Annotated in this window: 21 protein-coding genes; 10 read left to right on the top strand and 11 right to left on the bottom strand. The window is 71.8% G+C overall.

The genetic code is table 11. The features are described 5' to 3' along the window. Positions 1–142: 142 nt before the first annotated feature. A complete protein-coding gene (locus GQR16_RS11360; RefSeq protein ID WP_157415263.1) occupies positions 143–1,660 on the top strand; it encodes a sugar transferase in 1,518 nt (505 codons plus the stop codon). A gap of 31 nt (positions 1,661–1,691) precedes the next feature. Continuing rightward, a complete protein-coding gene (locus GQR16_RS11365; protein ID WP_157415264.1) occupies positions 1,692–2,861 on the top strand; it encodes a glycosyltransferase in 1,170 nt (389 codons plus the stop codon). Here GQR16_RS11365 and GQR16_RS11370 read toward each other — a convergent pair. From GQR16_RS11370 to GQR16_RS11400, 7 genes are read right to left on the bottom strand one after another with little or no spacing between them, the layout of a single operon-like run. Continuing rightward, entirely contained in the window at positions 2,810–3,763 is a 954-nt protein-coding gene (locus GQR16_RS11370) for a glycosyltransferase family 2 protein (RefSeq protein ID WP_211373499.1), read from the bottom strand. The two genes, GQR16_RS11365 and GQR16_RS11370, sit on opposite strands and share 52 nt — an antisense overlap. Before the next feature lie 48 nt (positions 3,764–3,811). Continuing rightward, positions 3,812–4,795, bottom strand: coding sequence for a glycosyltransferase (locus tag GQR16_RS11375; protein ID WP_157415266.1), 984 nt, complete (start codon positions 4,793–4,795; stop codon positions 3,812–3,814). Next, positions 4,792–5,655 carry an SGNH/GDSL hydrolase family protein gene (locus tag GQR16_RS11380; RefSeq protein ID WP_157415267.1) on the bottom strand — a complete coding sequence of 288 codons (864 nt, stop codon included), beginning with the start codon at positions 5,653–5,655 and terminating at the stop codon, positions 4,792–4,794. Before GQR16_RS11380 ends, GQR16_RS11375 begins: the two co-directional genes overlap by 4 nt. Further along, on the bottom strand, positions 5,655–7,352 hold the full coding sequence (locus GQR16_RS11385; protein ID WP_157415268.1) for a lipopolysaccharide biosynthesis protein: 1,698 nt from the start codon (positions 7,350–7,352) through the stop codon (positions 5,655–5,657). Before GQR16_RS11385 ends, GQR16_RS11380 begins: the two co-directional genes overlap by 1 nt. Further along, a complete protein-coding gene (locus GQR16_RS11390) occupies positions 7,349–8,197 on the bottom strand; it encodes a glycosyltransferase family 2 protein (RefSeq protein ID WP_170298471.1) in 849 nt (282 codons plus the stop codon). Before GQR16_RS11390 ends, GQR16_RS11385 begins: the two co-directional genes overlap by 4 nt. An 8-nt stretch (positions 8,198–8,205) precedes the next feature. Beyond that, complete coding sequence (locus GQR16_RS11395) at positions 8,206–9,870, bottom strand: O-antigen ligase family protein (RefSeq protein WP_157415270.1); 1,665 nt, start codon at positions 9,868–9,870, stop codon at positions 8,206–8,208. A 7-nt stretch (positions 9,871–9,877) separates the two neighbouring features. After that, positions 9,878–10,723, bottom strand: coding sequence for a hypothetical protein (locus GQR16_RS11400; RefSeq protein WP_157415271.1), 846 nt, complete (start codon positions 10,721–10,723; stop codon positions 9,878–9,880). 265 nt (positions 10,724–10,988) lie between these two features. On the opposite strand from GQR16_RS11400, the gene GQR16_RS11405 reads away from it, so the two are divergent. The 7 genes from GQR16_RS11405 (at position 10,989) to GQR16_RS11435 (ending at position 19,400) form a co-directional block, all read left to right on the top strand. Further along, positions 10,989–12,203: a glycosyltransferase family 4 protein gene (locus tag GQR16_RS11405; RefSeq protein ID WP_170298472.1), complete on the top strand. Its 1,215-nt coding sequence runs from the start codon at positions 10,989–10,991 to the stop codon at positions 12,201–12,203. Continuing rightward, a complete protein-coding gene (locus GQR16_RS11410; RefSeq protein WP_157415273.1) occupies positions 12,187–13,134 on the top strand; it encodes a glycosyltransferase family 2 protein in 948 nt (315 codons plus the stop codon). The genes GQR16_RS11405 and GQR16_RS11410 overlap by 17 nt, the downstream gene beginning before the upstream one ends. Then, on the top strand, positions 13,131–14,444 hold the full coding sequence (locus tag GQR16_RS11415; protein WP_157415274.1) for a wax ester/triacylglycerol synthase domain-containing protein: 1,314 nt from the start codon (positions 13,131–13,133) through the stop codon (positions 14,442–14,444). The genes GQR16_RS11410 and GQR16_RS11415 overlap by 4 nt, the downstream gene beginning before the upstream one ends. A gap of 4 nt (positions 14,445–14,448) precedes the next feature. Further along, positions 14,449–15,090 carry an acyltransferase gene (locus tag GQR16_RS11420; protein WP_157415275.1) on the top strand — a complete coding sequence of 214 codons (642 nt, stop codon included), beginning with the start codon at positions 14,449–14,451 and terminating at the stop codon, positions 15,088–15,090. After that, entirely contained in the window at positions 15,087–16,214 is a 1,128-nt protein-coding gene (locus GQR16_RS11425) for a glycosyltransferase family 4 protein (RefSeq protein ID WP_157415276.1), read from the top strand. Before GQR16_RS11420 ends, GQR16_RS11425 begins: the two co-directional genes overlap by 4 nt. Positions 16,215–16,299: 85 nt before the next feature. Then, on the top strand, positions 16,300–18,048 hold the full coding sequence (locus tag GQR16_RS19745) for an Ig-like domain-containing protein (protein ID WP_211373500.1): 1,749 nt from the start codon (positions 16,300–16,302) through the stop codon (positions 18,046–18,048). A 50-nt stretch (positions 18,049–18,098) separates the two neighbouring features. Next, on the top strand, positions 18,099–19,400 hold the full coding sequence (locus tag GQR16_RS11435; RefSeq protein WP_157415277.1) for a UDP-glucose dehydrogenase family protein: 1,302 nt from the start codon (positions 18,099–18,101) through the stop codon (positions 19,398–19,400). A 67-nt stretch (positions 19,401–19,467) separates the two neighbouring features. Here GQR16_RS11435 and GQR16_RS11440 read toward each other — a convergent pair whose 3' ends face one another. Beyond that, a complete protein-coding gene (locus GQR16_RS11440; protein WP_157415278.1) occupies positions 19,468–20,715 on the bottom strand; it encodes a hypothetical protein in 1,248 nt (415 codons plus the stop codon). 252 nt (positions 20,716–20,967) lie between these two features. Here GQR16_RS11440 and GQR16_RS11445 point away from each other — a divergent pair, with 252 nt between their 5' ends. Next, on the top strand, positions 20,968–21,471 hold the full coding sequence (locus GQR16_RS11445; protein WP_157415279.1) for a VanZ family protein: 504 nt from the start codon (positions 20,968–20,970) through the stop codon (positions 21,469–21,471). On the opposite strand, the gene GQR16_RS11450 is transcribed toward GQR16_RS11445, so the two are convergent. The 3 genes from GQR16_RS11450 to GQR16_RS11460 all read right to left on the bottom strand — a co-directional run bounded on the left by GQR16_RS11450 (position 21,396) and on the right by GQR16_RS11460 (position 24,923). Further along, positions 21,396–23,195: a glycoside hydrolase family 15 protein gene (locus tag GQR16_RS11450; RefSeq protein ID WP_157415280.1), complete on the bottom strand. Its 1,800-nt coding sequence runs from the start codon at positions 23,193–23,195 to the stop codon at positions 21,396–21,398. The genes GQR16_RS11445 and GQR16_RS11450 overlap by 76 nt on opposite strands. Before the next feature lies 1 nt (position 23,196). Beyond that, positions 23,197–24,303 carry a heparan-alpha-glucosaminide N-acetyltransferase domain-containing protein gene (locus GQR16_RS11455; protein ID WP_157415281.1) on the bottom strand — a complete coding sequence of 369 codons (1,107 nt, stop codon included), beginning with the start codon at positions 24,301–24,303 and terminating at the stop codon, positions 23,197–23,199. A gap of 122 nt (positions 24,304–24,425) precedes the next feature. Beyond that, positions 24,426–24,923 (bottom strand): hypothetical protein, encoded by a 498-nt coding sequence (locus GQR16_RS11460; protein ID WP_157415282.1) that lies wholly within the window; start codon positions 24,921–24,923, stop codon positions 24,426–24,428. Positions 24,924–24,997 lie beyond the last annotated feature (74 nt).

Raw genomic sequence — 24,997 nt, forward strand, 5'->3', positions numbered from 1 at the left:
GGATCCGCCGAGGCCGGAGTCCGCGCTCCATCCCACAGGCAACGACCGCCTGGTCCAGCACCCGTCCCATGAGGCGGGGCTCCGTCGGTCCCCGTGCCGTCGCGGCTCCGCAGGAACACCGACCGACGTCCGAGGGGGTCAGATGTCGACTGAGGCAGAACCGATCGTCCGCCTCGTGAGGCCCGGCGAGCGTCTGCTGGGCCGTGCGTCCGCAGCCGGGGCCCGGGTCGTCGCGCAGCCGAGGCGGCTCGGCTGGCGTCGACGCCTCGTCGCGGCGATCTCGGTGACCGACGCCGCGCTCGTGCTCGTGGCGCTGCTGGTGGCCCAGCTCCTGCGGTTCCAGACGACCGGCCTGCGGGCGTCGACGCCCCAGGCCGATCTCGCCTACCTGACGCTCACGACGGCGATCGCGATCGGCTGGCTCGTCGCGCTCTCGGCCACGAGATCCCGGATGCTGCGCAACATCGGCACGGGCATGGTCGAGTACCAGCGGGTCGTCAACGCGACCTTCCTCACGTTCGGCACGCTCGCGGCCGTCGCGTTCCTCTTCCAGATCGACATCGCGCGCGGGTACCTCGCGGTCGCGTTCCCCCTGGGCCTGGTGCTCCTGCTCATCGGCCGGATGACCTGGCGCGGCGCCCTGCACCGGATGCGACGGGTGGGCCGCTGCACCACGGGGGCCATCATCGTGGGCCGCCCCGACGACGTCGCCCGCGTGGCGGACGAGCTGCGTCGGCAGTACCGGGTGGGCTACCGGGCGATCGGCGCGACCTACGCGGGCCCGGCCCGTTCGACGAAGCGGGTCGCGATCGACCTGCCGACGGTCGAGTTCAAGGACCTCGCGGCGACGTCCAAGCGCACCCGCACGAGGGCCGTGATCATCGCGGGCGACCTCCCGGGCGGCAACGCGACGATCCGTCGTCTCGGCTGGGACCTCGAGAACTCCAACACCGAGCTGATCCTCGTCTCACGGCTGACGGATGTCGCGGGTCCCCGCATCCACCTCCGGCCGATCAACGGCCTGCCCATGGTGCACGTCGACCTGCCGCAGTACTCGGGATTCGCGCACGCCGTGAAGCGCGTCTTCGACGTGGTCGTGGCCGGCGGCATCCTGCTCCTGCTGCTGCCGCTCATCCTCGGGATCGCCATGACGGTGCGCCTGACGAGCGTCGGTCCCGTGCTGTTCCGGCAGGAGCGGGTCGGCGTCGGCGGGGCGCGGTTCACGATGCTGAAATTCCGCTCGATGGTGATCGACGCCGAGGCGCAGCTGGCCGGCCTCCAGTCGCGCAACGAGTCCGACGGCGTGCTGTTCAAGGTCAGGAACGACCCTCGCATCACCCCGATCGGGCGCACCCTGCGCCGGTACTCGCTCGACGAGCTGCCCCAGCTGTGGAACGTGCTCGTGGGCGACATGAGCCTCGTCGGGCCCCGTCCGCCGCTGCCAGCCGAGGTCGACCGCTACGAGGAGGACGTCAACCGGCGCCTGCTCACCAAGCCCGGCATCACGGGGCTCTGGCAGGTCAGCGGGCGCTCGAACCTGACGTGGGACGAGAGCGTGAAGATCGACCTCTACTACGTCGAGAACTGGTCGCTCACGGGCGACATCGTCATCCTGCTGAAGACCGCTCGGGCGGTCGTCGGCAGCACGGGCGCCTACTGACCCTGCACGCCTCACGGATCGGACCACGCGCATGACCGGATTGATCGTTCAGGAGTGGATCGAGGAGTCCGGAGGGGCCGAGCAGGTGCTCGACGCGCTGCGGGCTGCACTGCCGGACGCCCGCGTCGCGTGCCTCTGGAACGACGATCCGGCGCGGTTCCCCGCCCACACGGTCGACGAGTCGTGGCTCGCGCGCACGCCGTTGCGTGGTCGCAAGGCGCTCTCGCTGCCGCTCATGTCGGGCACCTGGCGGCATGGGTGGGGGTCGCTCGAACCCGAATGGGTGGTCACGAGCAGCTACGTGTTCGCCCACCACGCGGGCTTCGGCACCGCACGCGGGATCCCGAAGTTCTCGTACGTGCACACCCCGGCCCGGTACCTGTGGGAGCCCGACCTGGACAGCCGCACGGCCGTGCCCCTCGCAGGCCTGGCCCGTGCGTACCTGCGCGGGGTCGATCGGCGTGCTGCCGCGACATCCGGATCCCTGGCGGCGAACAGCGCGTTCGTGCGCGAGCGCATCCAGCGTGCGTGGGATCGCGATGCCCGCGTCATCCACCCTCCGGTCGACGCGATCGCGATCGCGGAGGTGCCCGTGTGGGCCGACCGCCTGACCCCCGCCGAGGCCGACCTGCTCGAGTCCCTGCCCGACCGGGGATTCCTGATGGCCGCCTCGCGGCTGGTGCCGTACAAGCGGCACGACGCCGTCATCCGCATGGGCGCGCACCTCGGCATCCCGGTCGTCGTGGCCGGCTCCGGACCCGAACGGGAGCGGCTCGAGGCCCTCGCGGCCGCCGCCCCGGTTCCCGTGCACGTGCTCGGCCGGGTCTCCGACGAACTCATGCGCGCGCTCTTCCAGCGTGCCCTGGCCTTCGTCTTCCCGCCGGTCGAGGACTTCGGCATCATCCCCGTCGAGGCGATGGCGGCCGGATGTCCCGTCATCGCCAATCGCGTCGGCGGCGCGGCCGAGTCGGTGCTCGACGGCGTGACCGGGGTGCACTACGACCCCGACGACGTCGAGGGCTTCGCGGCCGCCGTCGACGCCGTGCGCGCCGTCTCGCCGGAGGCCGCACGGGCGAGGGCGCTGGAGTTCGACGCGTCGCGCTTCGTCGACGAGGTGCGCGACTGGGTGCTGGGCGGGGTCTCTGCGGCTCAGGCCGAGGCGAGTTCGCGGCCGAAGAGCGTCGCCTCGGCGCGCGGGTAGCCGTCGATCCAGTCGGAGCGGCGACGCCACACCGTGCGCCAGGGTGCCCGGCTGCGGCGCGTGAGCGCCTCGAGGGCAGCCCGCACGCCGACGCCCGCGACGAGCAGTCGCACGCCGATCGCGGCACGCACGGGCGACCACGTCTTGCGGAGCAGCGTGACCTTGCCCGCCATGACCATGCAGCCCTTCGCCCCGCCGGCGTCGCTCGAACCGCCGACCTCGTGCACGATCTCGGCTGCGGGCACGATGACCCTGCGGAGGCCCGCCCGTCCGGCGCGCAGGCTGAACTCGGCGTCCTCGCCGTAGAGGAAGTACTCCTCGTCCATGCCGCCGAGCCGCTGCCAGTCGGCGAGACGGACGAGCAGGAGGCAGCCGGTGATGATCGGCACCTCGCGCACGGTGTCGCGCGGCCAGCTGCCGAGGGACTCGGGGTCGAAGATCGGCGAGCGCTTGAAGGCGGTCGAGGCCATCGTCGCGAACATCGCGAGCGACCAGAGGCTCGGCTCGCCCCAGCACGAGCTCGGGTCGACGCCGCCGTCGGGTCGCAGCGTGCGCCCGCCGAAGACGCCGTACTCGGGGTGCAGGCGTGCGAAGTCGAGCAGCGCCTCGAGCGAGCCGGGCAGGGTGATCGTGTCGGGGTTGAGCAGCAGCACCCACGATCCCGTGGCCGCCCGGGCGCCCAGGTTCACGCCGCGCGCGAAGCCGAGGTTCTCGCCGGCCGCGATGACGGTCGCATCGGCGAACCGCTCGCGGAACGCCTCGACGCTGCCGTCGGTCGACCCGTTGTCGACGACGACGAGTTCGAGGTCGACGCCGGGCGAGGCGTCGATGACCGAGCGCAGGCATGCGCTCGTCGCCTCACGGGTGTTGTAGTTCACGACCACGATGCTGAGTTCGGGCACGCGCTCTCCGTTCATCGGTCGGCCATTCCGGTCGGCTCGGCCGATCGGTCAGATGCTCACGGGTTCGAGGTCGTCGCGTCGCGTGACGCGCCACCGCGACGCCTCGACGAGGTCGTCGAGCGTGATCTCGTCGGCGGGTCGCACGATCGCGAGCCCCCGCTCGGCGAGGAACGCGGCGAGATCGTCCTGATGGGCGTCGACGTGCTCGCCGTGCCCGACCGATCGCGCGGCGAGCACCGGCACCTTTCCGGCGCTGAGCGCGGCGAGCGCCGTGCCGGTTCCGGCGTGGCCGATGACCACGTCGGCGCGCTCGAGTTCGGCCGACAGCACGGCCGACGGCACCGAGGGCTTCGCGTCGAGTGCGAGGCCCGAGACATCCGTGGAGCCGGTCTGCCAGAGCACCTCCGCCTCGGCGGGCAGTGCTCGCGCCGCGGCCTCGATGAGCCGTCGGAACCCGTACTCGCCATTGCCGCCGACCGTGACGACCGCGCGTTCGATCGGCTTCGCGACCACGCCGACACCCGAGCCGGAGAGGTCAGCACCGGCGCCCGAGCTCGACGGGACCTCCTCGACCTGGAACCCGTCGAAGACCGAGAGCGCGTACCCCCACCGCTCCGACGTGCGGTTCGGATACTGCACGTAGCGGCGCACGTTCGGGATCCGGTCGATGACCTTGCCGGTCGTCGAGAGGTCGGTGACGCGCGTCGCGCTCTCGACGTAGCTGAACGGCACGCGCCGGAGCAGTGCGGGAATGAGCGCCGAGAGCGCGATCTGCGCGCCGGAGCTCACCACCCGGTCGACGCCGTGCTCCGAGAGCGCGCGGGTCGCGATCCGGGTGTCGCGCAGCACGCCGATCGTGTCGCGCGGCGGCCGCGTCGGCACGTGGACGACGGTCTGCCCGTCGAGCAGCGAGCGGCTCTGCGCCGTGTCGTCGGTCATCCAGACCACGTCGTCGCCCGCCGCGATGCGCGGCGCGAGCATGTGCAGCTGCGCGAGGTGGCCGCCCGAGATGGCCACGAGCATCGTCGTCATGACCGGCCCTTCTCGAGGGCCTGCCAGGCGATCTCGGCGATCACGCGCTGGCCCGCGATCGACGGGTGGAAGTGGTCGATCGAGGAGATCTCCTCGGTCGTGAACGGGTAGGCGTACACGGCGCCGTCGTCGTCGATGCAGCGCTCGGCGGCCGCGCAGACCTCCTCGATGACCGCGTTGTACTCGACGACGCGCTCGGCGACCGCGTCGCGCCGCTCGTTCGCCGCGGCCGAGTCGTCGTCGGCCGAGCCGAGCAGGTTCTTGCACGACGGGCTGGAGTTCCATGCCTGCACGGCCGTCGCGTCGCCGCGCCCGATCTCCCACAGGTGGTGCAGGTCGGGCACCGACAGCACGAGGAGGGTCGCGCCGGGCAGGTCGGTGTTCAGCCGCGCGAGCAGTTGCCCGAGGCGGGCCTCGTAGTCGGCCGTCGAGGTCATCTCGTCGAGCGTCGGCGCGCACGCGTCGTTGCCGCCGAGCAGCACGGTGACCAGCTCGGGCTGCGCGGCCACGACCTCGTCGGCGAGGCCGAGCGCGTCCTCGACGTCGCCGCCGTCCTTCGCCGCGTTCACGACGTCCGGTTCGGTTCCGGATGCCGCGGCGAGGCGCGCGGCGACCGACCCGACTGCGGGGTCGCTGCCGCCCGACCACGACGCCTGGGCGCACTGCCCCTGCTCGGCGCAGGCGTTCACGCCGAGCGACACGGAGTCGCCGAGGATGCCGAGGGTCGCCACGGTCGGCGCCGTGGTGGGCTGCGCGATCTCGGTGAGGTCGGGCGGTGCCGCCGCGCTCGGGGTGCATGCGGCGAGTGCGACGGCGGCCAGCACGGCGAGCGCCGCGGCCAGGATCTTCGGGGATCGCATCACGAGTCAGCCTTCCTGTGGTCGGTCGCGGGTTCGGCGACCTGCTCGCGCGGACCGCGCGTCTCGCGCGGACCGCGTTTCTCGTGCAGGTCGCCGGGCTCGAGCAGGTCGACCGGGTCCCGCGGCTCGATCGGCTCGAGCAGGTCGACCGGGTCGCGGAGCTCCGCCTGCTCGGCGAGATCCGCCTGCGCTGCGGCATCCGCACCGCCCTTCGCCTTCGCCGCGGCCGGCTTGCGCACCTGCTTGACGAACCCGATGATGGCCGCGAGGTCGCGTCGGTACGCGGGGATCGCAAGGCAGGCGAAGAGCGGCACGACGCCCGCGGCGACGCCGAGCACGAGCTGCACGATCGTCGGCAGTCCGTCGGTGAGCCGTTCGACGCCCCATGCCGCGCCGAAGCAGAGCGGCGCGAGGATCACGGGCCGCACGATCGGGCGGATGATGTCGCCGACGCGCACGAACGTGCCGACCGTGGCGTAGTAGAAGCCCGGCACGAGCAGCACCATCGTGAGCAGGCCGTAGACGAGCGCCAGCCCCTCGACGCCGGCCCACCAGAGGCCGAGGAAGTACCCGCCGATGACCATCGGCCGGGTCACGAGGTAGTAGACGAGCTGGCGGTGCGCGCGCCCGAGCGTGATGTAGAGCCAGCCGAGCACGCTGCCGATCGACTGGGCGATGCCGGCGATCGCGAGCAGGCTGAACAGCGTGGCCGCCTGCTCCCACCCGGGCCCCAGCAGGATCGCGATGAGCGGCGACGAGACCGCGGCCGCGACCGCGTACACGGGGATCGTCAGGTACCCGATGATCATGAGCGCGCCGCGGATGTACCGGCGGTAGCGGTCGCCGTCGTCCTGCAGCTTGCTGAGCACGGGCAGCGCGACCCGGCCGAGCGTGCCGTTCAGCTGCTGCATCGGCAGCAGGTAGAGCGCGTAGGCGCGCGAGTACTGGCCGAGGGCGGCGGGCCCCATCTGCTGGCCGATGATGACGTTGTCGGCGTTCTTCGCGGCGTAGTTCAGGAGCTGCACGCCGAAGATGCTGCCGCCGGTCGTGACGAGCGGCACGACCTCGCGCGAGATGTGCGGGCGCCCGAACTTCGGCCGCGACGCGACCCAGAGGGCGACGAGGCGGTAGAGCTGGCCCGCGCCCGACATGACGACGAGCGACCAGACGCCCCAGCCGAGCGCCGCGGCCCCGATGCCGAGCACGACGCCGCAGAGCATCGACACGACGTCGATGTTCGCGAGCGTGCCGAACTTCAGGTCGCGCTGCACGCGCGCCTGCATCGGCATCGAGAGTCCGTTGATGAGCAGGATCGGCGCGATGGCGAGGGTGAGCGGAACGAGCCGCTCCTCGTCGTAGAGCAGCGCGATGAGCGGCGCGCTCGCGGCGATGACGCCCATGAGGCCGACGCCGAGCGCGACCGAGAGCCACATCACGCTCATCCACATGCGCTCGCTCAGCTGCTTCGCCTGGATGATCGCGCCCGTGAGGCCGAAGTCGCGCACCAGGTCGGCGACGCCGACGATGGCCGTGACCATCGCGACGAGGCCGAAGTCGGCGGGCGTGAGCATGCGGGCCAGCACGACCGTCGACGCGACCTGGATGAGCGTCTTGCCGCCGAAGCCGCCCATGGTCACGAACACGCCGCGCGACGACGTGTGCGCGAGGCGGTCGGTGCCGGGGCCGGGGCCGCTCACGCCGCCACCCGACTGGTGTCGTCGCGCGACCACTCGCGCGAGGCGTCGGCCATCACGGCACGTCGCGCCCGCACCCGAGGGATCGTCGAGGTCGCGCAGTACACCGCGAACGCGGGCCACAGCGACGGGCGCCGCGCCACGCGCCGGATCAGGTTCGCCATACGGTCTCCGATCGGGTCGTCGTCGAGCACCCGCGGGTCGTCGGGCAGCTCGAGGTTGCCGCGCGCGATGCGCGTGGTGCGCCGCAGGTGCGCACCGAGCGTGCGTGCGCTGCGCACGGTGAAGACGTGGCCCTCGAGCGTGCCGCGCTCGTCGTGCGTGAAGAGCTGCTGCACGAACCGGTCGTCGGCGATCACGTCGGGCCACGCGTCGAACCGCGCTCGGCCCTCGCGGGAGAGGGCGTAGACGCCGGAGCCGATGTGCCCGCGACGACGGTAGTCGGTCATCTCCCAGATGCGGTAGTGCGACTGCACGGCCCACGACGCGAGGCTCGTGTCGACCTCGAACCGCGGCGAGGCGATGAGCGGGCCGTCGCCGGCGTCGAGCAGGTCGGCGAGCGCGAGCAGCGCCGGCAGGTCGACGAGCACGTCGGCATCGACGTAGGCGCGTGGGAACGCGGTCGCCGCGGCGTCCCCTGCCTCGAGGGCCGCGATCTTCGACGCGGTCTCGATCTCGACCACGCGCACCACCGGCTCGAACGTGCGGGCGATGCGCACGGTCGCGTCGGTGCAGCCGTTCGCGACGACGACGATCTCGCACTCGTCGGCCCGCGGGTCGGCGACGAGCGACTCGAGCAGGCGGCTGATGATCGCCGCCTCGTCGTGCGCGGGGATGACGATCGACATCCGGGCGGTCATCGCGCCCCGGCCCCGAGCATGAGGTCATCGGCCGCCGCTGGGTCGGCGAACGTGTCGTCGACGGATGCCGCGGCATCCGCCCCTCCGACGGTCGACCGCCTCGGCGCCTCGGTCACGAGCCACGCGCCCACGGCGAGCAGCATGCAGAGAATGAAGAAGGTCTGGAAGAAGCCGAACGCGTCGTAGAAGAAGATCGCCGCGATGTACCCCGAGATCGCCACAGCGATCGCGAGCGCGAGCACCGCATGACGGCGCTCGGCCGCCTGCGCGAAGGCGAAGCGCAGGAGCATGATCGGGGGCACGAGGAGGAACACGGCGAGCCCGATCACGCCGAGCGCCCCGGTCTCCATGAGCGTGCCGAGGAACTGGTTGTCGAGGATGAACGCGTTCGCGTCGTCGCCGATCACGATGCGGCTGCCGAACCCGCTGCCGAAGAACGGTTGCTGCTCCACCTCGGCCATGGCCGGTTCGAGGTCGGCCAGACGGCCGGCACCGCCCATGCCCGCCGACGTGTACTGCGAGGCGACGAGCGAGTCGACGTCGAGGAAGGACAGCACCATCGACTCGAACACCTTCGGCAGCACCGCGGCCGCGAGCAGCACGACGGGCAGCGAGAGCGCGAACAGCACGCCGGCGACCTTCGGGTGGAAGATCAGCGTCACGAGGAACATCACGGCGAGCACGACGACCGCGGTGCGGGAGATCGCGGCCATGATGCCGCCGAACAGCAGGATCACCGCCCCCGCGTAGACGATCTTGCGGTTGATCTCGTTGCGCGGCCAGGCCGCGTACTTCGCGAGGTAGACGGCGAGCGGGATCAGGATGCACAGCGCCACGGCCAGCGCGATCGGATGCTGCGCCGAACCGAACGCCCGAGCGACACCGGCCCGGCTCACGTCGCCGCCCTCGCGGAGCAGCGTGAGCGGTAGGAAGTTGCCGAGCACGAGGAACACGTTGAAGCGCGAGAGCCGCTCGATGATCGCGAAGAAGGCGACGACCACGCCCGCCCAGGTGACGAACGTGATGAGCAGCATGACGTCGCGTTCGGAGCGGAGCAGGAGCCGGAAGCAGAAGAAGACCGCGAGCATGAAGAGCATCTGCGTGATGCCGCCGACGGCGGTCTGGACGAGCGCCTCGTTCGCGAGCTCCGTGACGTTGACCACGAACGACACGGCGATCGTCACGAGGAAGATGCCGATCGGCCAGCCGAACGCCACCGGCCGCCAGCGCACCTCGGGCTTCAGGATGAGCGAGACCACGAGCGCGACGAGCACGATGCCGAGCACGAGCCGGTAGGGCTCGAGCTGGAACGGCAGCGGGATCGGGATCGCGTAGCGTCTGGCCGGCACGAGCATGATGACCCCGGCGAGGCCGATGATCATGGCCGACCAGGTGAACACGAACCGGCGGAACAGCACGAGCACCGCGACGAACCCGATGGCCGCGGCGGCGATGAGCGGCGGCAGCAGGAGGACGGCGGCGAGGGCGACGACGGCGAGCACGGCCGCCGCGACGACGACCCTCCTGCGGCTCGGCCGGCCCTGCCCCTCGACTTCAGCGGATGAGCCTGCGGACCCCGGGCCGGCCCCGGAAGGGGTCGAACCGGTGCGCTGCTCGCCGTCGCGGGCGTCGAGCGCCCGCACGGCGTCGGCGACGCTCATGCGAGCCTCAGTCCGCCCGGGTTCCGGCGCCGACCAGGACCTGGTCCTCGTCGGCGGTCTCGATCTCCTCGATGCCGGACGCGTCGGATTCGGGCGCCGTGTCGCCTCCGGTCGGCGCCGCCGCGCGCGAGCGACGACGGGAGCGGCTGCGCTTGCTGCGGTTCGAGCGGAACGCGGCGAGCACGAAGGCCAGAGCGATGAACCCGAGGAAGACCGCGAATCCGGTCACCACGATCGGGATCGCGGGGTTGCCCGTCTCGGTCGCGACGGCGTTGCCGGAGCTCAGGACCTCGAGCTCGACGCGGTTCTCGGGGGCGATCTGCTTCGCCTCCTGCTGGTCGTCGACGTACCCGAGGAACACGTCGGTCGCCGTGGCGCTGATCTCCTCGGCCCGCTCGGCCGTCGGCGCGGTGCCCACGATCTGCAGCACCGGCAGCTTCAGCGAACCCGGGAAGCGCTCGTCGCCGGCGGGCTGCGTCGTACGGCGGATCGCCGTGATCGACTCCGTGTCGTCGTCGAGCGCACCGGTGGCCGCCTCGACCTCGGAGCGCACCTCGGCGCCCGACACGAGGTACGCGTAGATCTGCGTCGCGGCCGCGAGATCGAGCGGTTCGGTCGCGGTGACCCCTTCTTCGATGGCCTGGCCGGGAACCTGCGACTGGAAGAGCGTGTCGTTCGGACTCGTCACGAGCACGGTCGTGCTCGCCGTGTACGACTGCACCGCACGCGACTGGATCTCGCCGTTCGAGATGCTGAACCCGGCGAAGAACGCGGCGACCGCGGCGACGACCAGGCCGAACGCCAGCAGCCACTTGTAGCTCCACAGCGTCTGAAGGTACTTCGGAGTCTCCATGTGTTCGTCTCCCTCGAATTCGCGACCCGGAAGGGTCGTGGACAGCGCATGCTCCCCGTGCCGATCGCTCGGAACCCGGTGCGCCGTCGCAGAAGAGATAGAGGAACACTTCGTCATGCTCATGGTGCGGCCGGGGTATTAACGGCGCCCCCGTTTTCTGTTGCGGGCCTGTTAACTCTCCGAGTCAAAACGACGCACCACGTTGTGCCCGCCGCATGCGAACCGGATGGTTGGAAGGACACAGTCTGCGTCACGGGGGTTGCTCATGGGCTCTACGAGATCGGCGAGGGACGGCGAACGCATCTCCATCCTCTACAGCTTCCCGCACGCCTTCGGGGCGGCCGGCATCGGATTCACCGCATGGAACCAGGTCAACGAGCTGGTCCGGGCGGGGCACGAGGTGCACCTCGTCGCCGCCAGCATCGCGCGCCCGGTCGACGGGATCGCCTCGGTGACGACCTCGCTCGAGGTCGCCGGCCGCCGCATCCCGCACCGCGTGCTCGGCCGCGATCGGGCACTCGCCTGGCACGACCGCGTCGCGTCCCGTTCGGTCGCGTCCCGACGCCCGGACGTCGTGCACGTCTGGCCGCTCGCCGCGACCCGCACCATCGCCGCGGCCGAGGCCCGCGGCATCCGCTCGTACCGCGAAGTGCCGAACACGCACACCGCGAACGCCTACGAGGTCGTCGCCGCCGAGTCCGCGAGGCTCGGCATCGCGCCCCGCGCCGGCTCCTCGCACGCTGCCGACCCCGTGCGCCTCGCGACCGAGGAACGCGAGTGGGCGACCGCGACGGCGCTGCTCGTGCCGTCCGACGCCGTCGCGACGACCTTCCTCGATCGTGGGTTCGACGAGTCCAGGCTCCGACGCCACCGCTACGGGTGCACGCCCACCGGTCCGGTCGAGCGACACGACGTCGAGGGCGCGCCGCTCACGGCGGTGTTCCTCGGTCGGGTCGAGCCGCGCAAGGGGCTCCACTTCGCGCTCGACGCGTGGCTCGCCTCCGAGGCGAGCGCACGGGGCACGTTCCTCGTGTTCGGTCCCGTCGACGAGGCCTACCGCACCGTGCTCGGCGAGCGCCTCGCGCACCCGAGCGTGCAGATGCGGGGCACGACGACCGAACCGCTCGAGGAGCTCATCGGCGCCGACGTGCTCCTGCTGCCCAGCATCGAGGAGGGCAGCGCGCTCGTGACGTACGAGGCCCAGGCCGTCGGATGCGTGCCGCTCGTCTCGACCGCGGCCGGCGCCCTGCTCGAGCACGACGTGCACGGCCTCGTGCACGACACGGGCGACGTCGCGACCCTCACCTCGCAGCTCGACCTGCTCGCGAGCAGCCCGAAGACCCTCGGCCGCCTCAGGAGCGCGGCGCTCGCGCACGGGCCCGAACTCACCTGGGCCGCGGCCGCGGCCAGCCTCGTCGAGGCGTACACGTCGCGGCAGGCCCTCGCAGTGGACGGACGTGTGCGTGCCGACGCCGCATGACCTCGCCGTCATCGTCTGCACGCGCAACCGTGCCACGATGCTCGGAGCCGCGCTCGAGTCGATCCTCGCGTCGGTGCCCTCCGACGTCGAGGTGCTCGTCGTGGACTCGGCCTCCGACGACGCCTCCACCCGCGACGCCGCGATCGCCGCGGGCGCCGCGTACGTGCGCAGCGACATCCGGGGCCTCTCGATCGCCCGCGATCTCGGGCTGCGCACGAGCACCCGCCCGCTCGTGCTGTTCACCGACGACGACTGCGTGGCCGTCACCGGCTGGATCGACCCCGTGCTCGAGCACTTCGCCGACGCCGAGGTGGGCGCCGTGACGGGCCGCATGCTCGACCACACCCTCGTCGGGACCGGCGGCGCCGAACCCCCGAAGCGGTACACGCGCACCGTCCAGGGCATCGACGCCGGGCACGGCGCGGTCATGGCCTTCCGACGCGAGCTCGTGCTCGAGCTCGGCGGCTTCGACCCCGTGCTCGGTGCGGGGCGCACGCTCGCGGGCGCCGAGGACCTCGACATGTTCTGCCGGGTGCTCGAGGCCGGGCACGCGATCGTGCACGATCCGACGTGCGTGATCCACCACATGAACACGCGGCAGGGCGACTCCTACACCGAGCTGCACCACGGGTACGGGCTCGGCCTCGGTGCACTCGCGAACAAGATGCTGCGGCTGCGGTTCACGGTCGGCGTCGCGACGCTCGCGGTGCTCCTGAAGCGCACGGGCGGACGCGCGGTGCGGCACATGCGCGACCCGCGCAAGGGCAAGGCCGACCGGGCGATGCTCCGCGGCATCCGCCAGGGCTTCTTCGCCGGCGCCGGCATGCGCTTGGACGGTTCGACGTTCGTCGATGAGCACCCGCCGCCCGTGACGCCGCTCGAACCCGCGATCGACACCCCGATCGATCGAGACCCCGGGAGGGCCAGATGACCCGACGCGAGACGAAGGCCGAACTGATCGGCACCCTCGACGAGAAGTACGTCGCGAACGTGGTCGCGTTCGAGTCGATGATCGCCGCCGCGGCGCTGATCCTCGACGGCGAGCGGATGCGGGCGGCCGACGGCTCGCTCGACCTGGCCGCCGTGCAGGACCGGCTCGCCGCGCTGACCTGGCGGGTGCCGGCGATGCGGCAGCGGCTCGCCCCGACGCCGCTGCGCCTGACGACCCCGGCATGGGTGCCCGTCGACGAGATCGACATCGCGAAGCACGTGACGCTGCACCCCGACATCGAGCCCGACGACCCTCGGCGCGTCGAGATCCTCACGGGCCGGCTGAACGGGCCGATGGACCTCTCGCGACCCCTGTGGGACTTCCGAGTCGTCGAGCTCGACAGCGGCCGCGTCGCGATCGTCGCCCGGTACCACCACGTGATCGGCGATGCGCTGTTCGGCCTGAAGATCGGCGACGTGGTCGCCGGAACGACTCCGACGCCCGAGCTCCCCGCGGTCACCGACGCCGAACGCGAGGCGGTCGGCGCGCCGCCGCGGACCGGCCTCGGCATCCTCGTGATCGCCTGGCGGTCGTGGTGGTCGGCCAGGGACGGATTCGGCTCGGCGTGGCACGAGTACTGGCGGAAGCCGTTCACTCGGCGCCTGCGCAGGTGGGGCGGCCGCGTCATCCGCCCCATGAAGAACCGGGCGATCGTCGCGTCGGGCGAGGCCGAGCGCCTGCTCGTGCCGCGCCACTCGCGGTTCCTCGAGGTCGAGCTCGGCCCCGCGATGAAGCTCGCCTACCGGCTCGGCGGCACGATCCACGACCTCACCGTCGCCGCGACCCTGCGCGCGGTCGCCGAACTCGAACCGGACTCCGAGACGGTGTCGCTGCTCGTGCCGATCTCGAGGCGATCGCGAACGGACGACTCCGCCCGCAACCACATCAGCATCGTGAAGGTGACCGTGCCGACCGCCGACCCGCTCGACCTCGTGGTGCCGTCGGTGCGGGCGCAGGTGCAGGCCGCGGTCGACGACCGGACCCCCCGCGACCTCGGAGCCCAGGACTGGCGCGGCTACGCGACCTACATCACCTGGGGGCCGAAGCAGCGCTTCTTCGGCGAGGCGCCCATCGCCTCGGTCACCGGATGGCCGGCGGGCGACCCGCGCGACGACCTCGCGGTCCTCGCCTGCTCGTACGGCACGAAGCTCACGATCTCGGTGACTGCACGGGCGACGACCGACGTCGACGGCGTGCTGGCCGTGATCTCCGAGTCGTTCTCGGGCGTGCCCGCGATCGTCGGGCGGTGACGGCATGCCCAGGATCTCCGGTCTCGCCCAGTCCCTGCTCGACCTCCGCACGTATGCGCACGCCCTGCGGCTCGCGCACTTCTCGAGCTACTCGCACGTGCGCCAGGTGCGCCGCCTGCACCTCGGCGAGGGCGTCTCGATGGCGCCGAACGTGTCGTTCCGCAACGCCGAGCGCATCAGCATCGGCGCGGGCAGCCACCTCGGCGAGCACTCCGTGATCTGGGCCGGCAACAGCACCGGCCGCATCCTGATCGGCGAGAAGTGCCTGTTCGCGCCCAACGTGACCCTCACGGCCTCGAACTACGGCATCGAGCAGGGCGAGGTCGCGATCATGGACCAGCCCAAGATCGAGCAGGACATCGTGATCGGCGACGGCGCGTGGCTCGGCGCCAACGTGGTCGTCCTCGCCGGCGTCACGATCGGCGCCGGCGCCGTGATCGCCGCGGGCGCGGTCGTCACGAAGGACGTCCCGCCCCAGGCGATCGCCGGAGGCGTCCCCGCGAAGGTCATCGGCGAGCGGCCGAAGCCGTCGGTGCCGGTGGCCGAGGTTGCGACGCCCGAGGTCGCCGAGCCCGAGCCCGCCCAGGCCGGGTCCCAGAGCGCGGTGCCCGCCGAGGCCGGGTCCCAGAGCGCGGTGCCGGCATGACGGGCGCGCGCGAACCGGATGCCGCGGGCCGCCCGCTCGTGATCGAGGCCGAGCCCGCCTTCCGCACGGCGCACGCCAACCCGTACAACGCCCGCCTCTACGCGACCGTCGCAGCCGAGGGGCACACCGTGCGGGACCTCTCGTACCTGCGGCTGTTCACCCGGCCGATCGACGTCGTGCACCTGCACTGGCCCGAGCTGACGTTCCTCACGGGTCGCCGGTGGCGGGTGCTCGCGCGCCTGCTGCTGTTCCGGGCCGGCCTTCGCGTCGCACGGCTCCGCAACGACACGAAGCTCGTCTGGACCGTGCATAACGTCGCCTCCCACGAACAGCGTTCGACGCCCCGACTTCGCGCGATGCACCGCAGGCTGCTCGTCGAGGAGGTCGACGCGCTCCTCTCGCTGAGCGCCGGAGGGCTCGACGCCGCGCGTGCGGCCTACCCGGAGCTCGCCGCCAAGCCCGGCACGGTCACGCCGCACGGCCACTACCGCCTCGACTACGACCTGAGCGTGTCGCAGGCGGATGCGCGCGCGGAACACGGCATCGACGAGGGCGCCCCGGTCGTCGCGTCGGTCGGCATGATCCGCAGCTACAAGAACATCCCCGATCTCGTGCGCACCGTCGTCGAGAGCGACGACGAGGTCCGCCTGGTCGTCGCCGGAAAGCCGGCGGGCCAGGCGCTCGCGGCCGAGATCGTCGCCGCCGCCGACTCCGATCCCCGGGTGCGCCTCGATCTCGCGTTCCAGTCGGATGCCGCGATCGTCGCCTGGATCCGGGCGTCGGACGTCGTCGTGCTGCCGTATCGCGCGATCCAGAACTCCGGGTCGGCGATCCTCGCGCTCTCGGCCGATCGCCCGGTCGTCGTTCCGGCGCTCGGCGCCATGCGCGAACTCCAGGAGCAGGTCGGATCCGAGTGGGTCCGCTGCTACGACGGCGAGTTCGACGCCGCCGAACTCGCCCGCACGCTCGAGTGGGCCGCGACTCCGCGCCCCGAGCGGGCGCCGCTCGACCGGCTCGACTGGGGCGCCATCGCCCGGTCGACGGTCGATGCCTACCGGCGCGTGCGAGACCCGGGGCGGATCGAGGATCCGCTGCCCGAGGCATCCGCGTCGATGACGCGCTGACCCGGCCGCCGACCGCCCGTCGGCAGGCCGCCCCGAAACCCTGCACCGTCACCCATCACAGCACCCGACAGAACCGAGGAGTCCGATGTCCGAACTCGAGTCCCCGACGCGATCGGTGCCCCGCACCCGTCGCCGTCTCGCCGTGCTCGCGAGCCTGGCCGCCGCCGTGTTCGCGACGGCGGCCTTCATCGCGGCGCCGGCGTCCGCGGCCGAACCGCCGCCCGCCGGGGCCTACACCGTGACGTTCACGGATGTCGCGGCGCGCGACGCGGCGATCGGCTCGACGGGCGTCACGCCCGCGCGCCTCTACGACGCCATCTTCGCGGGCTTCTCCGCCAAGCTCACGGCCGAGCAGACGGCGTCGCTCACCGCCGATCCGTCGGTGCTGGGGCTCATGGCCGAGGAGCCGGTCATCGCACTCGCCCAGGACGTGCCGCCGGCCGTCGGGGCGGTCGAGGCCGACGAGCCTCCGATCAAGGCCGGCGACGGCGTCGGCACCTGGACCGGACCGGGCGTCGCGGTCATCGACTCGGGCGTGAGCACCCACACCGACCTCAACCTCGCGACGGCGGTCAACTGCCTGCCGACCGGCACCGCCGCCGACGGCGACGGCCACGGCACGGGCGTCTCGGGCGTGCTCGGCGCGATCGACAACGCGACGGGCATCGTCGGCACCGCCCCCGGCGTGCCGATCCACTCGGTGCGCGTGCTCGGCGACGACCTGCTCGGCACCGTGCAGTCGCTCCTCTGCGGGCTCGAGTGGGTGGCCGACAACGCCGCGGCCAAGGACATCGCGGTCGTGAACATGAGCATCGCGTACACCGGGACCGACGACGGCAACTGCGGCCGCACGAACGGCGACGCCGTGCACCAGGCCGTCTGCGCGCTGACCGACGACGGCATCTCGATCGTCGCGGGCGCCGGCAACTCGGGCAAGGACCTCGCGCTCTACTCCCCCGGCAACTTCGACGAGGTGCTCGTCGTGACGAACATGGCCGACTTCGACGGCAAGCCCGGCGGACTCGGAACGGCGCCGTGCAGCGTGACGACCAAGGACGACGCGTACGCCGTCTCGACCAACTACGCGGTGAGCGCCGCCGACCAGGCGCACACCGTCGCCGCACCCGGCGTCTGCCCGTACACGACGAAGAAGGGCAACCGGTACGGCTACGTCGCGACGGGCACGAGCATGGCGACGGGTGCGGCGAGCGGCGTCGTCGTCGCCTGCTACGCGTTCGGCCCCTGCGACGGCCGTTCGACCGACGAGGTCATCTCGATCATCCGCGGCCAGGCCCAGGCCGCCGCGGCACGCGGTCACGTCTTCACGGGCGACCCCACGAAGCCCGTGGCCGGCAAGTACTTCGGCTACCTCCTCTCGGCGGTGCCGACCGGCTCGACGCCGACGCCGACGCCCACGCCGACGCCCACTCCTACGCCGACGCCGACTCCCACGCCCACACCGACGCCGACTCCCACGCCGACGCCGACTCCCACGCCGACGCCGACTCCCACGCCGACGCCGACGCCGACGCCGACGCCCGACCGCACGGCCCCCGTGGCCACGATCACGTCGCCGGTCTCGGGCAGCACGGTGTCCGGGACATCCGTCGTCGTCACCGTCTCGGCGACCGACAACGTCGCAGTGACCGCCGTGGCCCTCTGGGCGGGCACGACTAAACTCGGCAATGCGACGAAGCAGGCGGACGGAACCTGGCGCGCCGTGCTCAACTCGCGCCTGTACCCGAACGCGGCCTACGGCGTGACCGCGAAGGCGACGGATGCCGCGGGCAACGTCGGCACGAGCGCGCCCGTCACCATCGCAGTACGCAACTGAGCCCCGCCGCAGCGCGCCGACCGGCTCGACCCCGAAGAGAGGAACCACGTATGAAGCTCTCCGTCATCGGATGCGGCTACCTGGGGGCGGTGCACGCCTCCGCCATGGCCGAGCTCGGCCATGAGGTGATCGGCATCGACGTGGATCCCGCGAAGGTCGGCGCGCTGCAGGCCGGACGGCCCCCGTTCTTCGAACCCGGACTGCCCGAGGTGCTCACCTCGGCCGGCGCCACCGGCCGGCTGAAGTTCTCCACCGACATCGCCGAGGTCGCCGACGCGACCGTGCACTTCGTCGCCGTCGGCACCCCGCAGTCGGCCGACGGGTACGCGGCCGACCTGAAGTACGTCGACGCCGCGATCGAGGCGCTCCTGCCGCACCTCAAGGAGGGCGACCTCATCGTCGGCAAGAGCACGGTGCCGGTGGGCACCGCCAGGCGTCTCGCCGATCGGGTCGCCGAGTCCGGAACGGGCGCCAGGCTGGCGTGGAACCCCGAGTTCCTGCGCGAGGGCTACGCCGTGAAGGACACCATCGAGCCAGACCGGCTCGTCTACGGCGTCGACGACGAGCGCGACGTCGACGTGCTCGACCGCGTCTACGCGACCGCGATCGGCGCCGGAACGCCGCGCATCGTGACCGACTACGCCACGGCGGAGCTCGTGAAGGTCGCCGCCAACGCGTTCCTCGCCACGAAGATCTCGTTCATCAACGCGATGGCCGAGATCGCCGAGGTCACGGGTGCCGACATCACGAGCCTCGCCGACGCGATCGGGCACGACGCGCGCATCGGCCGACGCTTCCTCAACGCGGGCGTCGGCTTCGGAGGCGGCTGCCTGCCGAAGGACATCCGCGCGTTCACGGCGCGGGCCGAGGAGCTCGGTCGCGGCGAATCGGTCGCCTTCCTCAAGGAGGTCGACGCGATCAACCTGCGACGGCGCGTCCGCGTGGTCGATCTCGCCGTCGACGCGCTCGACGGCGCTCCGTTCGGCAAGAAGGTCGCGGTGCTCGGCGTGACGTTCAAGCCGCACTCCGACGACGTCCGGGACTCCCCCGCGCTCGACGTCGCGGTGCAGCTGAAGGGGCTCGGAGCCGACGTGGTCGTCACCGACCCCGAGGGCATCGACAACGCCCGCCTGCGGCATCCGCAGCTCCTCTACACCGCCACCACCGAAGAGGCGCTGCGTCACGCAGACCTCGTGGTGCTCGTGACCGAATGGCCCGAGTACGTCGCGCTCGACCCCGAGCACGCGAAGTCGATCTCACGGGCCTCGACGGTCATCGACGGACGCAACGCGCTCGACCCGGCCGCGTGGAAGGCCGCCGGCTGGCAGTACGTCGGCATGGGCCGCAACTGACCGAGCCAGACGCGAAACGGGGGTGCCGCTCGATGAGCGGCACCCCCGTTCGTCGTGCGAGGCGGCCTCAGGCCCAGATGCGCGCCAGGTAGGCGTCGGTCGGCGTCGGCGTCTGCTGGTCGAACCACGACGCCCCGTACGAGCTCATGCCGCGATCGACCTGCCATCCGCCCTCGCCGGCGACGTTCTTCGACGCGGCCTTGTCGTACGACGTGAAGCTGTTGGTGACCGAGGCCCACTGCGTGTCGTACATCGACCCGAAGACGTACGAGTCGTTCGCGAAGAGCTGTCCGGGCTCGCCGCTGCCGTTGATCGCCTGGCCGATGGTCGGCCCCTGCGCACCGGAGGGCAGCGGGTAGCGCGCGCGGATCGCGAAGATCTGCGCGGTGAGGATCGTGTGGTCCAGGGTGAGGAACGGCGTGCCGAGGTTCGGATCCTGCGGCTTCGACCCCCCGACCTGGAGTGCGCTGTTGAGTGCGCCGAAGAACGTCGAATCGCGGATCGTGAGCCCGCGATACGCCCCGTTCCCGTACATCTGGAGCGTGTCGATGTGGTCCTTCGCGCCGCTCGGCCGGAACACCGGCGCGCAGTAGCAGCCCTCCCAGAGGGAGTCCTTGATGATCGAGTTCGTGCCGGCGGCGTAACCGAACGGGTCGTTGATGTCGACCTTCGCGTCGGCCATCACGACCTCGTGGGCCGAGCAGCCCTCGAGCACGCCGCTCGAGGAGGTCATGCGGAACCCGTGCGAGACCTTCGACTGCGCCCACGCGGTGCGGGAGCAGTCGGTGAGCAGCATGAACCGCCCGTTGATGCGCGCGAACGTGACGCCCTTGACGCCGACGAGCCGTGCCGAGTCGGCGACAGTCACGCTGCCCCAGCCGTTCTTGGGCGACACGAGGATGTTCTTTGCGGCGGTGCCCCGACCGACCCCCTTGAGGGCGGCCGGCGACCCCGAGGACGCACCATACCCCGGCAGCGTTCCCGGAGCGACCCTGATGTGCACGCCCGCCACGATCTGCGCGTCGGTGACCGAGGCGATGGCCCTGCCGATGGCGGTCCAGTCGCAGGCGACGTCGATGACCTTCTGGAAGGTCGCCGTCGGCTTCGGCGTGTGCGTCGGCCAGTGCGTGCCGTTCGGGCCGAAGGACCGCACGGTGGATGCCGCGACGGCTCCGGGCACTGCTGCCGTCTGCGCCGAGCTCGGACGCCAGAACGACGGCTTGAGCGGATCGAGGTAGGCGGCACTGGCCATCGCCGCGGGGGCCAGGAGCGCGGCTCCGGTGAGCAGGGTTCGTCGGGAGATGGGTTTCGTCATGCGGTTTGCTCCGATCATCGGAAGGACTCCGTGACGCAATCGGTATCGACCTGACGCGCCAGATCTCTGCGAACTGTCGCGCGAGCCCCCTTGTGCGACACTTCGACGCTAGTCGTGAAGCGTTAACCCGTCGTTACGAGTGCGCGACGACCTCGCGTCACGCGGCGGCCGCCCGCTGCGACTCCGGCAGACGACCACGTCCGGATCCGCACGCGATACCCCGCCGTCATGATGTCGGACTAGTCTTGCCCGATGATCGGCCGGATCCCACGTCGTCGGCGCATCGCGCTCGCGGTCGTCGCTGCGGTCTACGTCGCGGCGCTCGCCGTCGTGCTGTTCTGGCCGGTGCACATCGACGGCGACGGCGGGTTCGTCCGCTTCGACCCGCTGCTGCGGGCGCTCGCGGCGTTCGGCATCCCGGCGTGGGCGAGCTACGCGTTCGTCGAGTTCGCGTTCAACGCGGCCCTGTTCGTTCCGCTCGGGATGCTGGTGGCCGCCGCCGCGTCGCAGCGTCCGGTCGTGCAGCGCATCGGAGCGGCGGTCGTCGGAGGCCTCGTGGTGAGCTGTCTCGCCGAGCTCGTTCAGCACGTCTTCCTGCCCCAGCGCACGACCGATGCCCGCGACGTGCTCGCCAACACGCTCGGCGCCGCTCTCGGCGCGGTCGTCGTCGTCGCGGTGGGTCACCTCGTCCGGCGTCGGCGCGCGTCGGCGATCGCGTCGGCCGCGCGCACGAGCGCGAGGTGCGAGAACGCCTGAGGCGTGTTGCCCGCCTGGCGCCCGGTCACGGGATCGACCTGTTCCGCGAGGAGTCCGAGCTCGTTCGCGAAGCCGAGGAGGCGGCGCATGAGGTGCTCCGCGTCGTCGAGGCGACCGCTTCGAGCGTACTGCTCGACGAGCCAGAACGAGCAGGCGAGGAACGCGTTCTCGTCGCCCGCGACGCCGTCGACGTCGTCCTCCGTGCGGTAGCGCCGGAGCAGCCCGTCGCGCAGGAGGGTGCGCTCGAGGTGCGCGACGGTGCCGAGCATGCGCGGGTCGTCGAAGGCGACGTACCCGACCTGCGCCAACTGCAGCAATGCGGCATCCGGCTCCCGAGCCCCCTCCGCCTGCACGTAGCTGCCGAGTTCGTCGTCGTAGCCGCTGCGCTCGATGCGTTCGGCGAGCCCGTCGCGCATCGCGCGCCAGTGCTCGACCGGACCGCGCCGGCCGTCGTTCTCGACCGCGCACACGGCCCGGTCGAAGGCCGCCCAGAGCATGACCCTGGAGTGCGTGAAGTGGCGTTCGGGCCCGCGGATCTCCCAGATGCCCGAGTCCGGCCGATCGAGGCTGCGTTCGGCCTCGTCGAGCAGCGCGCGCTGCAACGGCCACGAGAACCCGTCCTCGTGCGCCTCGGCGTGCCGAACCGAGTCGAGCGCGATGAGCACCTCGCCGAACACGTCGGCCTGGAACTGGTCGGATGCCGCGTTGCCGACGCGCACCGGACCAGCGCCGCCGTAGCCGGGCAGCGTTTCGGCCTCCCACTCGGGCAGCCGTCGTTCGCCGGCGACGCCGTACATGATCTGCACGTCGGCCGGGTCGCCGGCGACCGCGCGCTCGAGCCAACGTCGCCAGGCCTCGGCCTCGTGGTCGAGTCCGTGCACGAGCAGGGCCTGCAGCGTGAGCGAGGCGTCGCGGAGCCAGACGTAGCGGTAGTCCCAGTTGCGGGAGCCGCCGAACGCCTCCGGCAGGCTGGTCGTCGCGGCGGCCACGATGCCACCGGTGTCCTCGTGCGTGAGCAGTCGCAGGACGAGCAGCGACCGGCGCACCTCGTCGTCGTAGGCGCCGAACGACGTCGAGCGTCGCGCCCAGTCGCGCCACCACGCGTTCGTGCGTTCGATCGCCTCATCGACGTCGACCGGCTCCGGCGGTTCGAGGTGCGACGGGTACCAGGTCAGTCGAAGGTCGACGGTCTCGTCCTGGGCGACGGCGAAGGTGCCGGCGTGCGCGTGGCCGTCGGCCCGGAGCCTCGGCCCGCGCAGCACGAGCGCGTCGGGGCCGGCCACGGCGAGCACGGCCGGCTCGGCGGTCGATCCGCCCTGCCGCATCCAGGGAAGGGTGGCCGCATAGCCGAAGCGCACCCGCAGCTCCTGTCGCATGGTCACCGTGCCGCGGATGCCGCGGACCCGCCGGATCACGTCGCTGCGCTGGTCGTGCGCACCGGCGCCGATGGGCATGAGGTCGGTGACCTCGACCTCGCCTGTTCCGGTCGTCCATCGCGTGACGAGGGTGAAGGTGTCCTCGGCGTAGCTTCGCGCGGCGGTCGCGGCCGGGTCGTCGGGTCGCAGGAGCCATCGGCCGTGGTCCGCGTCTCCGAGCAGCGCTCCGAAGACGGATGCCGCGTCGAACCGGGGCGGGCAGTACCAGTCGATCGAGCCCGCCGCGTCGAGCAGGGCGGTCGTGCGGCAGTCGCCGATGACCGCGTAGTCCTCGATGGGTGCCGGCATCTCAGCTCCGTCCGCTCGCGGTCGTGTCCACTGGTTCCCGCGCCGTGCGCGAGCGACCGCTCGCCCAACGAAGCAGCCACTCGAGCGGACCTCGACCGATGTACCGCCGCCAGAGCCATGCGAAGACCATCGAACCGACGACGAGCCAGAGGAGCAGCGGCCACGAGTCGTCGGTCAGGTACCCCGACGCCGGGTCGACGCGCACGGCGAGCGCGATCACCACGAGATGCAGCGTGTAGATGCTGAGCGGCATCGACCCCATCGCGGCGACCGGGCTGGTCGCGGCCACCGAGACACGGCGTACGCCGGGCGTCGCGAGTCCGGTGAGCACGAGCAGCACGGCGACCACCACCGCGGCCACGCCCGTGTTGGCGAGCGTCTCGAGCGAGGCACGCACGGGCACCGACCACGCGGCATCCGCCACCATGTACGGCGACGGCAGCAGGGTCGAGAGCGGCAGCAGCACGCAGGCGACCGCACCGCCGACGAGCCCGACGAGGTACACCGTGCTGCGCGAGCCGAGGTCGAGGCGGGCGAGCGCGAGGCCGATGAGCATGACCGGCACCCACACGATCACCGGGTACGCGCCGCTCACGGCCCAGTCGACGGGGATCTGGAGCGCGCCCTGTCGCGCCTCGGCGACGAACGGCGTGCGCGCCGCGATCTCGGCGAGCGCCGGCGCGACCGCCAGCAGCCCGATGCCCGTGACGAGTGCAGCCCGCGGCGGGATGAAGAGCAACGGCAGCATGAGCAGGAAGGCCACGCCGTAGACGTCGAGGATGATGAACACCAGCGGGTGCAGCGTGGCCGCGATGAGCAGGCCCATCGCGATGAGGATCACCGCGCGGATCGCGATCTGCCGACGCAGGATGCCGCGCCCCTCGCCCGCCGCGAGCGGCCGCACGCCGCCCGAGATGAACCCGAGCCCGATGCCGGCCGTCAGGGCGAACAGCAGCCGCGGGCGTTCGTCGGCGATGGCGATGAGCGCGAGGGCCGTCGGATCCTCGACGGCCGGGGCGACGTGGGCCACGAACATGCCGATCAGCGCGAGGCCCCTCGCGGCGTCCACGCCGATGACGCGTGCCGGCGCGGCACCTCGCCTACTCATGACCCCATGTTCGAGGCATCCGCTGGGAACCGCGTGCAGACACGACGGAAGCCCGGATCACCGACCCGGGCTTCCGCACCGTTCGTTCTCGTGGCGACGTCTCGCGGCGTCGGCGCGAACCGTCAGCCCTGCCGGCGAGCGCGACGCACGGTCGTCATCACGACCACCAGCGCGACGCCGAGCAGCAGCGCCCCCGCGCCGATCCAGATCCAGAGCACCGGGGCGTCGTAGCCGGTCGTGGCGATGCCCCCGCTCGCAGAATCGGCCGGCACGACGGTCAGGGTCCCCGTGGCGACCCAGTCGCCCGCGGTGTCCGTGATCGTGTACGTGCCCGGCGTGTTCGAGGACACCTGGAAGGAGACCGAGCCCGACGCATCGGTCGCCCGTGAGGCCGTTGCGGCCTTCAGCACGGCGAGCGTGACGGCATCGGGTGCGGTCGCGGTCGACGGCGTGTTCGGCGGCAGCCCGCTGAACGTGATCGTGCCGACTTCGCCGACGGTCAACGTGACGTTGGTGCCCTGACCGGTGTAGCCGGCGCCCCCGGCCGCCTGTGCCGCGGCTGGTGCTCCGATCAGCGCGGCGGCGACGACAGCGACGGTTGCAAGGATCTTTCGGATCATGATTGCGTTACCCCTCGTAGGCTTCATGAGCACAGAGAAACCCCGAATTCGGAACCCCCCAGTGGTGCCGCCGT

Source organism: Agromyces allii, assembly GCF_009749385.1.
Lineage (GTDB): Bacteria > Actinomycetota > Actinomycetes > Actinomycetales > Microbacteriaceae > Agromyces > Agromyces allii.